The organism is Exercitatus varius, assembly GCF_029577735.1.
Classification (GTDB): domain Bacteria; phylum Pseudomonadota; class Gammaproteobacteria; order Enterobacterales; family Pasteurellaceae; genus Exercitatus; species Exercitatus varius.
This window is the reverse complement of record NZ_JARQTO010000004.1, coordinates 29,284-43,987: the sequence shown is the minus strand read 5'-3', so window position 1 is coordinate 43,987 and position 14,704 is coordinate 29,284. Positions and strand designations below refer to the sequence as shown.

At 43.9% G+C, this 14,704-nt stretch carries 9 protein-coding genes; 5 read left to right on the top strand and 4 right to left on the bottom strand.

Features of this window, described 5'->3' with window-relative positions:
• Positions 1-152: 152 nt before the first annotated feature.
• Genes P7M01_RS05200 through malK form a run of 3 tightly spaced genes read right to left on the bottom strand, consistent with a single transcriptional unit; the run spans position 153 to position 3,904 of the window.
• On the bottom strand, positions 153-1,409 hold the full coding sequence (locus P7M01_RS05200) for a maltoporin (protein ID WP_317483372.1): 1,257 nt from the start codon (positions 1,407-1,409) through the stop codon (positions 153-155).
• A gap of 28 nt (positions 1,410-1,437) precedes the next feature.
• Positions 1,438-2,769, bottom strand: a complete 1,332-nt coding sequence (locus P7M01_RS05195) for an alpha-amylase family glycosyl hydrolase (RefSeq protein WP_317483373.1) — start codon at positions 2,767-2,769, stop codon at positions 1,438-1,440.
• Between the two features lie 16 nt (positions 2,770-2,785).
• Positions 2,786-3,904, bottom strand: a complete 1,119-nt coding sequence (malK, locus tag P7M01_RS05190) for a maltose/maltodextrin ABC transporter ATP-binding protein MalK (RefSeq protein WP_202936496.1) — start codon at positions 3,902-3,904, stop codon at positions 2,786-2,788.
• A gap of 351 nt (positions 3,905-4,255) precedes the next feature.
• On the opposite strand from malK, the gene malE (P7M01_RS05185) reads away from it, so the two are divergent.
• From malE (P7M01_RS05185) to P7M01_RS05165, 5 genes are all read left to right on the top strand, one after another.
• Entirely contained in the window at positions 4,256-5,464 is a 1,209-nt protein-coding gene (gene malE, locus P7M01_RS05185; protein WP_317483374.1) for a maltose/maltodextrin ABC transporter substrate-binding protein MalE, read from the top strand.
• 20 nt (positions 5,465-5,484) lie between these two features.
• Positions 5,485-6,675, top strand: a complete 1,191-nt coding sequence (gene malE, locus P7M01_RS05180) for a maltose/maltodextrin ABC transporter substrate-binding protein MalE (RefSeq protein ID WP_202936494.1) — start codon at positions 5,485-5,487, stop codon at positions 6,673-6,675.
• Between the two features lie 79 nt (positions 6,676-6,754).
• The gene (gene malF, locus P7M01_RS05175) at positions 6,755-8,290 is read left to right on the top strand and encodes a maltose ABC transporter permease MalF (protein ID WP_317483375.1); all 1,536 of its coding nucleotides are present in this window, start codon (positions 6,755-6,757) and stop codon (positions 8,288-8,290) included.
• A 54-nt stretch (positions 8,291-8,344) separates the two neighbouring features.
• Complete coding sequence (malG, locus tag P7M01_RS05170; protein ID WP_202936492.1) at positions 8,345-9,235, top strand: maltose ABC transporter permease MalG; 891 nt, start codon at positions 8,345-8,347, stop codon at positions 9,233-9,235.
• Positions 9,236-9,673: 438 nt separating this feature from the next.
• Entirely contained in the window at positions 9,674-11,812 is a 2,139-nt protein-coding gene (locus P7M01_RS05165; protein WP_317483376.1) for an alpha-amylase, read from the top strand.
• A gap of 134 nt (positions 11,813-11,946) precedes the next feature.
• Here the strand turns inward: P7M01_RS05165 and malT are convergent, their stop codons facing one another.
• A complete protein-coding gene (gene malT / locus P7M01_RS05160; protein WP_317483377.1) occupies positions 11,947-14,670 on the bottom strand; it encodes an HTH-type transcriptional regulator MalT in 2,724 nt (907 codons plus the stop codon).
• Between the last annotated feature and the right edge of the window lie 34 nt (positions 14,671-14,704).

Below are 14,704 nucleotides of genomic sequence, written 5' to 3'. Positions count from 1 at the left end.
ACCTCAAAACTTAAAATGTTAAAACGAGAATAACCATCTAATATGGGATAAAAGGGGAAAAGTGCGGTCGTTTTTTTGAAAATTTTCGTATTTTTCCCCCGGTTATTATCGTTTGGAACGCTCTTTCGTTTACGAAGAGCGTCCTTTTTATTTTACCACCAGGCTTCCATTTGAACGCCGACGATGAATTCCTGATCTTTCGCTTTATAGCCGGCGCTAGTACGTTGATCGATATTGAAGGTATCGTTCCAACGACCCCAAGTTCCGAATACACGGATAGCAGGACGTGCCCAAATGCTGTCGCCGGCCTGCCATTGTTGAGCGATAGTGGCTTTTACCAAATCGTTTTTCTCGCCGCTGGCTTGATCTTTAATGCGATCGTAACCCACTTCGAATAAAGTGCTCATATTTTTCGTCCATTTGTACATCGGACGAATACCGGCGGAGTACCAGGTTTTACCTTGGTTGTTATCCAAGTCTGTTTTTTCATAAATTAAGGCATACATAGTTTCCCAGTTTTCACTTAATTTAATCGCACCGTGGTCAAGCACGCGGATCATTTTACCGTTATTATTCACGGAACCGCCTTGTGAGTGACCGGTATTCCATGAAGTCATAGAATCGGTGGCATATTGCACCACGAATTTATTGAAACCGCCGAAGAATTCGCCTTGGGTATGTTCCGCCGTGATCATAAAGCCGTCTTTTGACGCATTCGGATCAAGCCATGCATCACCGTCGGTACGGGCACGACCGTAATCGAAACCGAGTTCCAATTTACCGTTCGGATTGACGTTTAAATCCGCTAAACGAATATCAAATACGTCATTGTAAACATCACGATCTTGATTGGATGTACAAGTATTATTATTACATGACCAACTATAAGCACCGCCTGATTCGGTATTACGAGTTACCGCTAAAGACAATTTACCAAAGCCTAAGTCAATATTTTCAACCCCTGCACCCGGACCGGAAATATCCCAGTAGTAGAAGTCGTTCATATGGATGTCATGACGTTGGTAGAATCGTTTACCGGCCCATAGCGTAGCGCCCGGTAGGCTGTCGGCAAAGTTCTTAAATTGTACGTTAATTTCACGCAACGCCGGATCAGTAGCTTCCCAGTCCACCTGTTGGTTTATCGAATAAGCGAGATTGGAATCCAAATAAATGGATTTATCGCCGTCTTTATAAAGCTCTTGACCTAATTTGAATTCTGCATAGGTTTCCGCTTCGTTACCTAAACGGTATTTTGAACCGCCGCCGTTTACTTGCAACGCTTTTTGCTCACCGCCACCGGATGTCCAACCGATACCGGAACGGGCATAACCGTGGAAATCCACTGCCGCCGCACTTGTCGCAAACATCACTCCACCGATTGCAACTGCTAGAAGTGTTTTTTTGTTCATAATAGACCTCACTTAAGTCTTACTTAGGTTAATTATCAATTTTATGCTGGCTTAATACGATATATCCCCAAGGTTCAATCTCGACTTGGTGAGATATTTCAAGTTGATAAGATCGTTGACTAAACCAATCTATGTAAATTCCTTCAATACCGTCGCATTGAAGTTTTAACATTTGTCTTTTATCGCTGAAATTTAGAATGGCAACGGCGCGATCTCCGTCACTTTCGCGATAAAAGGATAGAATTTTATCCCCTGAATTTGGGATTCTAATCATTTCTCCGCCGCGCTGCCCGTTACGTAAGGCTCGGTTTTTGTGTTTCAGGCTAAATAACGTTCGATAAAGCTCCGCATTAGGATGCGGTTTCCATTCAATAAAATCTTTGTCAAAGAAAGCAAGTGAACGATCTAACCCGGCTTCCTGACCGCTATACACAAGAGGCATACCATTAGCTAAAACGGTCATTACCGTCGCCACACCGAGAGCATCGGCAAAGTTTAAATATTGATTACCTTCCCACGCATTTTTATCGTGATTGTCCGTGAATAACATGCGGTAAGCGTCTCTCGGAAATGTTTTTACATCATGAGCCATATATTCCACTAATACGGGAAAAGCGTGCCGGTTATATCCTCGTCCGTTTGCTACCGCCAGTAGTTTGTCCCAAAGATTCCAGCCGTATGTCATATCGAAAGCTTTCTGATGTAAATCGCGACTTTCCCATTCCGCTAACATAAATACGGGCTTAATCATATCAAGCTCAAAACGAACCTGATTCCAGAAATCTGTTGGAACAAACCCCGCTACATCGCAACGAAAACCGTCGATATCATAATTGATCACCCAGTATTTCATCGCTTCCGTCATATATTGACGTAATCCGGGATTGGTATAATCGAACTCAATAATGTCATCCCAGTCATACCAAGGGGTAGGTTGAAAATTTCCCTGTTTGTTTTTGCTATACCATTCGGGATGGGATTGGGTTAACGAATTATCCCATGCAGAATGGTTGGCTACCCAATCTAATATGACGAACATACCCAGAGCATGAATATCATTAATTAATCTGTGTAGATCTTCCGCAGTACCAAATTCAGCATTTACCGCATAGTAGTCTTTCACGGCATATGGGCTGCCTAATGACCCTTTACGATTTAATTCACCGATTGGATGAATCGGCATTAACCAAAGAATATCAACTCCCAAATCCTTTAATCTCGGCAAATGAGCGCGAAAGGCTTCGAATGTGCCTTCTTTTGTGAAGTGACGGATATTAACCTGATAAATGACCGCACTTTCCGCCCATTCGGGATGTTTTAATTCTACATAAGGTTTTGCTTGGTAAACGGATAAACACATCTTATCGTTCTCTCAATCAGACGCCTTTTTCCAAAAACAATCGTTTACAAGCGGTACCGTCTTCTTTAAATAGATGACAACGTTCAGGTACAATACCGATATTCATCTCGTCTCCTTCATTGACTAACACCACGTCGCTTTGGCGATAAATCAAAGAAGGTTGTTTGATCTCAGGAATTTCCAAATGAATTTGGGTTTCATTACCTAATAGTTCCACTACCTGTACTATTCCGTGTAAGGTGACGGCCGTTTGATCCGATGGAACTAAGTGTTCGGGGCGAATACCTAAAGACAGATTATTCCCTACATTTACGCCTTCGCCTGAAACAGGAATCCAGAAATTATGATGATTTGCATCAGGCAGTTCGATTTTTACTCGTTCTTTTTCCACCGCAGTAACTTTTACCGGCAGGAAATTCATTTTCGGTGAACCGATAAACCCGGCGACAAAACGATTTGCCGGATAATGGTAAAGTTCTAAAGGTTTGCCCACTTGTGCAATACCGCCCGCATTTAACACCACAATTTTATTGGCAAGAGTCATCGCTTCCACTTGATCGTGGGTTACATAAATCATTGTGCGGTTTAGTTTTTTGTGTAATTTAGAAATTTCTACCCGCATTTGTACGCGTAATGCGGCATCAAGATTTGAAAGGGGTTCGTCCAATAAAAATACTTCAGGTTGGGAAACCAGAGTTCTGCCGATAGCCACACGTTGACGTTGACCGCCGGAAAGCGCTTTAGGTTTACGATCTAATAAATGGGCAAGCTGTAAAATTTCAGCCACTTGGTTTACCCGTTTATCCCGTTCGGTTTTATTCACACCGGCCAATTTCAAACCGAAAGACATATTTTCGGCTACATCTAAATGAGGGTAAAGCGCATAAGATTGGAATACCATACCGATACCCCGTTTGGACGGCTCTACATCATTCATTAATTTATCGCCAATATAAAGTTCGCCTGTAGTAATATCTTCAAGTCCTGCAATCATCCGTAATAAGGTGGATTTTCCGCAGCCTGAAGGGCCGACAAAAACAACAAACTCGCCTTCTTCAATATCCAGATTAATGTCTTTAGAAATACAGACATCTCCGTAAGATTTACCTACATTGCGTAATGTTACATTAGCCATAATTTAACCTCTTACAACGATTTTTCGCGTTTAATCATTCACTTTTCAGTACAATAATAAATCATCCCATGACAAATTTTTTGAGGGTGAGATTAATTTGATAATTGTTAGATAAAATAAAGAGATATTCTTATTTATCAGCGTTTTTTTGTGAGATAGATCACATTTTGAAAAAAATATTTTGTGATCAGGATCACAATATAATGCCGAATAGAAATAAAATTTGATCTTACTCATATTTTTCTCATGGGGGGCGTAGAAGGGGGGATGATAACAACATAGGGGGATTAACCATAATAGCCGTCAGGTAAAAAGAATCTTTTATCCCTTTAATTTGTCAGGAACTGTATTATGAAATTAAATTGCAACTCAAAAACTCTGTTTTGCTCATTACTTTCAGGTGCAATCGCATTTTGCTCTTTTTCTGTATCCGCCAAATTCGAGGAGGGTAAATTGGTTGTTTGGGGCGGTGGTAAAGGGCATACCGTTATCGCACAAATAGGCCGACAATTTGAAAAAGATACAGGCGTTCCCGTTAAAGTCGAAAATCCGGGAAAACTTGAAGAAGACTACGCACAATTAGCGTCAAACGGTGCCGGTCCGGATATTATCATTTATGCTCACGATCGCTTCGGCGGTTATGCCAAAGCCGGTTTGTTGGCGGAGTTAAATCCGAGCCAAACATTTAAAGACAAATTCGCCAAATTCAGTTGGGATGCGGAAACCTATGAAGGTAGAATCATCGGCTATCCGATGGCAATTGAATCTCTTTCTCTTATTTATAATAAAGATCTGTTGCCGACCCCGCCGAAAACTTGGGAAGAAATTCCGGCGCTTGATAAAGAATTAATGAAAAACAAAGGTAAACACGCCATCAGCTGGAATTTAGCCGAACCTTATTTTAACTGGCCGCTCATTGCCGCTGCCGGCGGTTATGCCTTCAAGTTTGAAAACGGCAGTTATAACGTCAACGATATCGGCGTAAATAACGAAGGGTCGCAAAAAGGGCTGCAATTTTTAGTGGATTTTGTAAAAAACAAACATATCGCCTCCGATATGGATCGCCAAATTGCCGAGACACAATTTTTAAAAGGCGACGTCGCCATGATCATCAACGGCCCGTGGGCGTGGTCAAATCTGGATAGCGCCAAGATGAACTACGGCGTTACTACCCTGCCGACCTTTGAAGGTAAACCGTCCAAACCGTTCGTCGGTATCGTGAGTGTCGGCATTAACTCGGCCAGCCCGAACAAAGATCTTGCCATCGAATTTATTGAAAATTATCTGCTTACCGAAGAAAGCCTTGCAACCATCAATAAAACTAATACGCTGGGTGCGATTCCTCTGCTTTCTCTGCAGGAAAAGTTATCTTCCGATCCCCGCGTCGAAGCCACTATGATCAACGCGGAGAACGGTGAAATCATGCCGAACATCCCGCAAATGACGGCATTTTGGTATGCGGAAAACTCCGCCATTAAAAACGCGGTAATCGGTCGTCAAACCGTAAAACAAGCATTGGACGAAGCCGCTTCGCGTATTCGTTCCGGTATTACTAAATAAAATAACAGTAAGGACTAACTATGAAAAACAAACTCATGACATTTACTTTAACCGCCGTTGCAGGCTTGCTATTGTCTTCCGCAGTCGCTGCCAAAATGACGGAAGGTAAGCTTGTTATCTGGATTAACGGCGACAAAGGCTATAACGGTCTTGCGGAAGTCGGTAAAAAATTTGAGAAAGATACGGGCGTCAAGGTATTAGTGGAACATCCGGACAGACTCGAAGAAAAATTCGCACAAGTTGCGTCAACCGGTGACGGCCCGGATATCATGTTTTGGGCGCACGACCGTTTTGGCGGTTATGCACAATCCGGTTTGTTGGCGGAAGTCAGCGTAAGCAAAGAATTTAAGGATAAATTCGTTGATTTCGCTTGGGATGCGGAAACCTATAACGGCAAAATTATCGGTTATCCTGTTGCTATCGAAGCTATTTCTTTAATCTATAACAAAGATTTAGTAAAAGAAGCGCCAAAATCCTGGGAAGAAATTCTTGAGTTAGATAAAAAGCTCAAAAAAGAAGGCAAAAACGCCATTATGTGGAATCTTTCCGAACCTTATTTCACTTGGCCTGTAGCCGCATCTAACGGCGCTTACGCTTTCAAATACAACAACGGCAAATATGACGTAAAAGACATTGGCGTGAACAATGAAGGCGCGGTGAAAGCTTTACAATTTGTGGTTGATATGGTGAAAAATAAAAATATCAGCGCGGATATGGACTACGCCGTGGCGGAAGCTTCTTTCAATAAAGGCCAGACCGCATTAACCATCAACGGTCCTTGGTCCTGGGGTAATATTGATAAAAGCGGCGTAAAATACGGCGTGGCGGTATTACCGACTTTATACGGTCATGCGTCTAAACCGTTCGTAGGCGTATTAAGCGCCGGTGTGAACAGCGCAAGCCCGAATAAAGATTTGGCGAAAGAATTCCTGGAAAACTACTTGTTAACCGATGAAGGTTTGGATCAAGTGAATAAAGATAAACCTTTAGGTGCGGTGGCGTTAAAATCCTACCAGGAAAAACTGGCTAAGGATCCGCGCATTGCGGCAACCATGGAAAATGCGAAAAACGGTGAAATTATGCCGAATATTCCGCAGATGACTTCTTTCTGGTACGCGGAAAAATCCGCAATTAACAATGCGGTAAGCGGTCGCCAAACAGTCAAAGCGGCACTGGATGATGCGCACGCCCGTATCCAAAAACAACAATAATTTTCTTAATTAGAGTGGGCGTTGTTGCCCACTCTGTTTTATTCGCCTAAAAAGTGCGGTCAAAATTCGAGGTGTTTTTATGTCTACTGTCACTCAATCTCAATCCACTCATTGGTTAAAATATCTGATAGCGGGCCTTGTGCTGTTATTTGATTTTTACCTGGTCGGATTAATGTATTTGCAAGGCGAATATTTATTTGCCATTTTAACCCTCGTCATCCTGACTTCCGGCGTTTATGTGTTTACCAACAAGAACGCTTATGCGTGGCGTTATGTTTATCCCGGCATTATGGGGATGACTATTTTTATTTTATTCCCCTTAGTGGCAACCATTGCCATCGCCTTTACCAATTACAGCGGTTCGAATCAGTTATCTTTCGAACGTGCGCTTTCCGTGCTCACCGAACAGCGTTATTTTGCCGGCGATAAATACAATTTTAAACTTTATCCGCAGGCTGATAATCAATATAAAATTGTATTAACCAATCCTGTCACGGCGCAGACCTTCGTGTCCGAAAATATTGCGTTGAAGGCGGCGGAGGTGCCGGTCAGCGAACAAGCCGAACCGACAGGCGAGGTTGCTCCGCTGAAAATTATTACTCAAAATCGTAGCGCGCTTCAGGCAATAAAAGTGATTTTGCCGAACAACAATGAACTGACCATGAGTTCATTGCGCCAATTTTCCGGACAAAAAGCCCGTTATCAATTCGATAAAGAAAATAATATCTTACGTAATAATGAAAACGGCAAATTGTATAAGGCTAACAATGAAATCGGTTTCTTCCAGGCGGTAAACGAAAGCGGCGATTGGTTAAACGAAACTCTTGAACCGGGTTATACGGTGAGTTCCGGGTTCCATAATTTTGTGAAAATTTTCACCGACAAAGGCATTCAAAAACCTTTCGTGCAAATCTTTATTTGGACGGTAGTGTTCTCCTTATTAACCGTGGTATTTACCGTTATTCTCGGTATGGTGCTGGCTTGTTTGGTGCAATGGGAAGCGCTGAAAGGCAAAGCGGTTTATCGCTTGCTGCTGATTTTGCCTTATGCGGTACCATCCTTTATTTCCATCTTGATTTTCAAAGGGTTGTTTAACCAGAGTTTCGGTGAAATCAATATGATTCTGAATCAATTATTCGGTATCAGTCCCGAATGGTTTAATGATCCTTTCCTTGCCAAAGTGATGATTCTTATCGTCAATACCTGGCTGGGTTATCCTTATATGATGATTTTATGTATGGGTTTATTAAAAGCGATTCCGTCGGATTTATACGAAGCCTCCGCAATGGACGGTGCATCAACCTGGCAAAATTTCAGCAAAATTACGTTCCCGTTGCTGCTGAAACCCTTGACTCCGTTGATGATTGCTTCTTTTGCGTTCAACTTTAATAATTTCGTTCTGATTCAATTGTTAACCAACGGTCGCCCGGACATGATCGGCACCACAACCCCGGCGGGTTATACCGATTTGTTGGTCAGCTACACCTACCGCATCGCATTTGAAGGCAGCGGCACTCAGGATTTTGGTTTGGCAGCGGCCATTGCAACCATTATCTTCCTGTTGGTGGGCGGTTTAGCGTTATTGAATATTAAAGCGACCAAAATGGAATTATAAAATTTTTTCAGGTTAAGGAATTTGGCTTAACCCCAGTTGATTTAAGGAGTATTTATGGCGATTGTTCAATCTAAATCAGTGCGTTATCGCGTATGGGCAACCCATTTAATTTTAATTTGCTTTCTTGCCCTGATTATTTTCCCGTTATTGATGGTAATCGGCATTTCTTTACGCCCGGGCAACCTTGCTATCGGCGATATTATCCCAAGCCAAATTTCCTGGGAACACTGGCAAGCGGCATTAGGCTTCGATGTGACGCATGCGGACGGCACGGTGACGCCGCCGCCGTTCCCGGTATTACGCTGGTTATGGAATTCCATTAAAGTGGCAACCATTACCTCCGTTGGTATTGTGACCTTATCCACAACCTGTGCGTACGCTTTCGCCCGCATGAAATTCAAGGGCAAAAAGACGATTTTACAAGGCATGCTGATATTCCAAATGTTCCCGGCCGTGCTTTCCTTAGTGGCGTTGTATGCTTTATTTGACCGTTTAGGACAATACGTTCCTTTCCTCGGGTTAAATACCCACGGCGGCGTGATTTTTGCTTATTTGGGCGGTATAGCGCTGCACGTTTGGACGATCAAAGGTTATTTCGAAACCATTGACGGTTCCTTAGAGGAAGCGGCGTCACTGGACGGCGCTACGCCGTGGCAGGCTTTCCGCCTGATTTTATTACCGCTTTCCGTACCGATTTTAGCGGTGGTCTTTATTCTTTCCTTCATTTCGGCAATAACCGAAGTGCCGGTAGCGTCGTTGTTATTGCGCGATGTGAACAGTTACACTCTGGCGGTGGGCATGCAGCAATACCTGTATCCGCAAAACTATTTATGGGGCGATTTCGCCGCCGCAGCGGTGCTATCGGCAATTCCGATTACGTTAGTGTTCTTGTTGGCGCAACGTTGGTTAATCGGCGGATTAACCGCCGGCGGGGTGAAAGGTTAATTTTACCTAAAAGGCAAAGCCGATACGTTCTACACATACCTCGGCGCATAATTAAATTCGCTTAAACTCCCCTCTTGTTCAAAGAGGGGAGCAGCATAATAAGAATTTTAAATTCACCGACGCTGTAAATAATCGGCTCTTAACACTACACAGATTTTTTAATTTGTGTCGAATAAACAAACATAGGTTAAAAGCGTGCGTTATGGCGGAAGACGGTAAAAGTGCGGTCAAAAAAAGCAACGTTTTTTGAACGTTGGCTTTGCCAACGGTGGCGAAGCCATAAGTCATCGCACCGGCGATTACGCATAAAAAAACGATAGTTTTTTGACCCCAGTTTTGTCCGGAACAGAACCAAGCGAATGATCGCCCATAGGCGATTGAAAGTAACGCCTCGCATGTTTTTTAAGTCGAAATGTCTATTTTATAAATCAGGTCATTATGAAAAAATCCTTACTCTGTCTTTGTTTGTTCACATCGTCCGCCGCCTTCGCGCAAGGCTGGCAGCATACGCATTTTCAGCATTTCAGCGACAACGCCGAACCCCATTTATTTCAGGCGCAAGCGTCGTTGGAAAAAGGTAATTATCCTTTAACTTTCACCCTTGATAATCGATGTTATCAGCCGCAAAGTGCGGTGAAATTAAATCAAACGGTTTCACTGATTCCTTGTTCCGGCGAAGCGCCGCAGCTTCGTTTATTCCGTCAGGGGAATTATATTGCTCAAATCGATATGCGCAGCGGCACGCCGACGCTGAGAATCAGCGTAGAACAACAAGCGGAAACCGATAAAAATACGGCGAAAAGCTGTCCGATTTGGAATAAACAACCCGTTGAAATTGACGTTTCTTCCGTTTTTTCCGAGGGCGAATCGGTTCGGGATTTCTATTCGGGACAAACGGCTGAAGTGAAAAACGGCAAAATAACCATGATGCCGGCCGCCGATGCCGACGGATTGATTTTGCTGGAGAAAAGTGCGGTCAAAAAAAACGATGTTTTTTTGAATGGCGGTTCTGCTGAAGGCAACAAAGCGGTGAGTAATCGCCAACAGGCGAAGACAAATAAAAAATCGGACGGTTTTAATTGGAAAAATGCCACCGTTTATTTTGTTCTTACCGATCGATTCCAAAACGGAAATCCCGCCAACGATAACAGTTACGGTCGGCATAAGGACGGCATGCAGGAAATCGGAACGTTTCACGGCGGTGATTTACAGGGCTTAACGGCAAAACTGGATTATTTGCAACAGTTAGGGGTGAATGTGCTGTGGATCAGCTCGCCGCTGGAACAAATGCACGGCTGGGTCGGCGGCGGTGACAAAGGCGATTTCCCTCATTACGGCTACCACGGTTATTATCACCTCGATTGGACAAAACTGGATGCCAACATGGGAACGGAGGCGGATCTGAAAAACCTGATGCAGCAGGCCCATCGGCGCGGCATTCGGGTGTTGTTTGATATCGTTATGAATCACACCGGCTATGCCACGCTTGCCGATATGCAGGAATTTAACTTCGGCGGTTTTTATCTCAAACCGGAAGAAATTACCGCCACGCTGGGTAAAAAATGGACGGATTGGCAACCGAAAAAAGGGCAAAACTGGCACAGTTTTAACGATTTCATCAAATTCGGCGACAGCCAAGCCTGGCAAAACTGGTGGGGAAAAGATTGGGTGCGCGCGGACATCGGCGATTACGACAGCCCTAAATTCGACGATTTAAAAATGTCGCTTTCCGCCTTGCCGGATTTAAAAACGGAAAGCGAAAGTGCGGTCAAATTACCGCGATTTTTTCAGCATAAAAATACCAATGCGAAAGAATTGGAAAATGCCAAAGTACGGGATTATTTAATCGCATGGTTAACGGACTGGGTGCGTCGATACGGCGTTGACGGCTTCCGCGTGGACACCGCAAAACACGTGGAAAAATCCACCTGGCTTGCGTTGAAACAGGCTTCGCAACAAGCTTTAAAAGAATGGCAACGGAACAATCCGAAAGAAAGTTTCGGCGACGATTTTTGGATGACGGGCGAAGCCTGGGGACACGGCGTATTCAAAAGCGATTACTACCAGAACGGTTTTGACGCCATGATTAATTTTGATTTTCAGGATCAGGCAAAAAATGCGCTGGACTGTTTTGCCCGGATTGAACCCGCATATCGGGAAATGAACGATAAACTGAAAGATTTCAATGTGTTGAGCTATTTGTCTTCCCATGACACGCGGTTATTTTTCCATTCCGACAGCGAACGGAATACGGCAAAACAAAAAACCGCGGCCAACCTGCTTCTTCTTTCTTCGGGCGCGGTGCAGATTTATTACGGCGATGAAAGCGGGCGCGAATTCGGAGCCACCGGTTCCGACCCGATACAAGGCACCCGTTCGGATATGAATTGGTGGGATTTGCAAAACGATGGGAACAAACAGGCGCTGCATCGACACTGGCAGAAATTGGCGCAATTCCGTCAGCGTCACCAAGCCGTTGGCGCCGGCGTTCATCAAACGCTAAAATCCGAAGGCTATTTCGCTTTCAGTCGAACCCTTGGCGAAGATAAAGTCATGGTGGTTTGGGCCGGAAATTAGCTGAATCGGAAAAGTGCGGTCAAAAAAAGCAACGTTTTTTGAACTTAGATCCGGCGACGACCTCGAAGGAACGAGTAATCGCCGACAGACGAATATAAGTAAAAAAACATTCAAAATTTTCACCGCACTTTTATTTAATTATAACCCATTAAGACCAGTAATTCTTTGGTGTAACTGATGGCTTCGTTGCGATTGGTTACGCCGATTTTCTGATAAAGATTGCGGATATGGGTTTTTATGGTGGTGGCGGCCACCTGCAATTCATCGGAGATTTGCTCGTTACTGTAGCCGGAATAAATCAGTCCCAGCACCTGCCATTCCCGTTGAGTCAGCGGGCTGATTTTTAGAAGCTCGGGCACTTTCGGGTTGTTTAATAACCGGTTGACGAAAGCTTCGTCAAAATGAGCAAATTTATGCCGGTAGAATTGGTTAATGTTGCGCAAAATAAACTGCGCTTTGTGTAAAACCAGTTCGTCCAACACGTTTAATTGCAATAAATTACGGATTTGTTGCGCCATCACATCGCCTTCAATCACAAAAGCGCTGATAAAATTGGTTTGTCTGGTCAGTTTCAGGGCGGCGATTAAATCCTGTTGCGCCGATTCCTTCATTCCCTGCAGATAATAGAGGCGGTTGCGTACAATCAGCGCCCGGTTTAAATCGCTAACCAGAGAAAACGCTTCCGCCGTTTCAATTAAGTTATCCAAAATACTTTTCGCCTGTTCGTATTGGCCGAGCAAAATATGGGCCCGCGCAATATTGCGCCATTGTATTTGGGTAAAATGATTTTTATCCGAAACGGGAGAAGGATTTTGAATCAACCAATTGCGAACGGATTCTACGTCATTGGTCATTTGCCAATAAAAAATATGCACCTGATCGGCGTTGGCTATCCAGTCGTGGTGATAGGTATGCGTGCCTTCCAGCTGTTCCACTTCGTTCAGCAGGCGGGCGGTGTTGTCTAAATGACCTCTGACCAGTGAAATTTTCGTTAACAGGGTCAGACATTGTAATTTATCTTCGTTTTTCTGTAACACCTGCATGCCGGCATTGGCCATGGATTCCGCTTTATCGAGATTGTACCATTCCCACAGAATTTTACCTTTCAAGCGCAGGAGAAATTCATACATAGGCACTTTCTGAAGGTGATTTTCCTTGACGAATTCATGGGCTTTATCCAGCATTTCGTAAGCGGCTTGGGAAAAGCCTTGCGCCAGTAAAATTTCGGATTGCTGCAAAAGGGACCAAAGAATGTTGTGATAAGTGTGATGTTGACGCGCCATCCGTTCGGCTTTTTGCAACATAGCGAGCGCTTGAGGCAGATTCGCGTGGCAATGATGGGCTTCGCCAATGATAGAGGTGGCGACGATATGGGCGTAATAGGCGTTTTCCGACAGATCTTTTAATGCGTCGGAAGCTAATTGGAGCGCCGTATTTTCATCGCCCGAATTAATGGCCACTTGTGCGCGCAATACGTTAAATTCCGCCAGCGCCGTTTTACTTAATTCTATTTTGTTTTCCGTTAAGGCCTGAGAAAATTCCGCCAAAATACCGCTCACTTCCGTATGGCGGTGTTGGCTTTGTACCAACCAGGCTTTTAATAACACTAAATTGATGTATTTGCTTAAATGGGCGTAATCCAGGCTGTTTAAGCTTTCTTCCAGCAGTTTGAGTTCACCCTGATGAAATAAACTCCAGCCGTGTTCTTCTAACAGGTTGAGTAATAAGGTGGTGTCGGATAACTGCATAGCGTGATATAACGCTTCGGTAACGTATCCCAATTTAACCCAGGCATAGGCGGCGCGTCGGTGTAATTCCGGCAGTTCGTCATGTAGCTCGTGGTGACAATGAAAATTCAGGAACGAAGCAAACAGCGGATGGAATTTCCACCAGTTTTCGTCTATGGATTGTCCGTTGCCGTTAGCCATTTGTTGTAGGAATAATCCTTGTTTTTCTAATGATTCCAATTTATTACAGCTGTTTTTTTCTCCCGTTACCGCTTGTACTAAATATTCGTTCATCGAATGTAATACGGAACAGCGCAGAATAAATAACCGCGTGTTATTGTCCACCTTATTCAGTACTTCGTCCGCCAGATATTCGTTTATGTGGTAGTTGTTAGAAACGGCAAGACGTTTGGCGATATCCTGTAACGGCACCTGTAACGCGCGGGATTTGTTTTTGGCAAACAGGCTGATCAACTGTAATGCGGTTGGCCATCCCTCCACTTCGTTACACAGCGCGATGACGTCCTGTTGTTTGAGCTCCGATCCTAGTCTGGTCTGGAAAAACTCGATGCATTCGGAATGATCAAACATAAGCTGATTCATGTCTATTTCCAGTAACTGTTCCTGGACGCGCAGGCTGGCTATGCCTAACGGCGGAACCGAACGGGAAATTAAAATCAGCGTCATGTTGGACGGTTGATGTTTAATCCAATATTTTAAGGCTTCGTGAATTTCATCGTTTTCGATCAAATGATAGTCGTCGATAACTAAGTACATATGTTGCGGAAAATGGGAAACCTTAACCAATAATTGGTTGAATTGCGCTAGCAAGTTCGCTTGTCGGTTTTCTTCCGACTGCGGTTCCGCTTCGTTAATCGCCGTGTAAAGTGCGCTGCTGAAATAAGCGGCAAAACGATCCGATTTATTGTCGCCATCGTCTAAAGAATACCAGCCGATATTTTGTCTATTTTCAAGCCACTGGGAAACCAGGGTCGTTTTACCGTAACCGGCGGGTGCATTCACCAATACGACGGGATAGAGAGAAGATTTATCTAATAATTGCGTTAAACGCGTACGCTGCACGCTGTTTTGTAAGCGATAGGAACAGATAAGTTTAGATGGTATCAACATAATGGGCTTCTGTTTTTCTTTCATAGCAAAATGA

Bases quoted from the DNA above. Each gene is read 5' to 3' on its own strand.
- P7M01_RS05200 (WP_317483372.1), bottom strand. From the start codon at position 1,409: ATGAACAAAAAAACACTTCTAGCAGTTGCAATCGGTGGAGTGATGTTT.
- P7M01_RS05195 (WP_317483373.1), bottom strand. From the start codon at position 2,769: ATGTGTTTATCCGTTTACCAAGCAAAACCTTATGTAGAATTAAAACAT.
- malK (WP_202936496.1), bottom strand. From the start codon at position 3,904: ATGGCTAATGTAACATTACGCAATGTAGGTAAATCTTACGGAGATGTC.
- malE (WP_317483374.1), top strand. From the start codon at position 4,256: ATGAAATTAAATTGCAACTCAAAAACTCTGTTTTGCTCATTACTTTCA.
- malE (WP_202936494.1), top strand. From the start codon at position 5,485: ATGAAAAACAAACTCATGACATTTACTTTAACCGCCGTTGCAGGCTTG.
- malF (WP_317483375.1), top strand. From the start codon at position 6,755: ATGTCTACTGTCACTCAATCTCAATCCACTCATTGGTTAAAATATCTG.
- malG (WP_202936492.1), top strand. From the start codon at position 8,345: ATGGCGATTGTTCAATCTAAATCAGTGCGTTATCGCGTATGGGCAACC.
- P7M01_RS05165 (WP_317483376.1), top strand. From the start codon at position 9,674: ATGAAAAAATCCTTACTCTGTCTTTGTTTGTTCACATCGTCCGCCGCC.
- malT (WP_317483377.1), bottom strand. From the start codon at position 14,670: ATGTTGATACCATCTAAACTTATCTGTTCCTATCGCTTACAAAACAGC.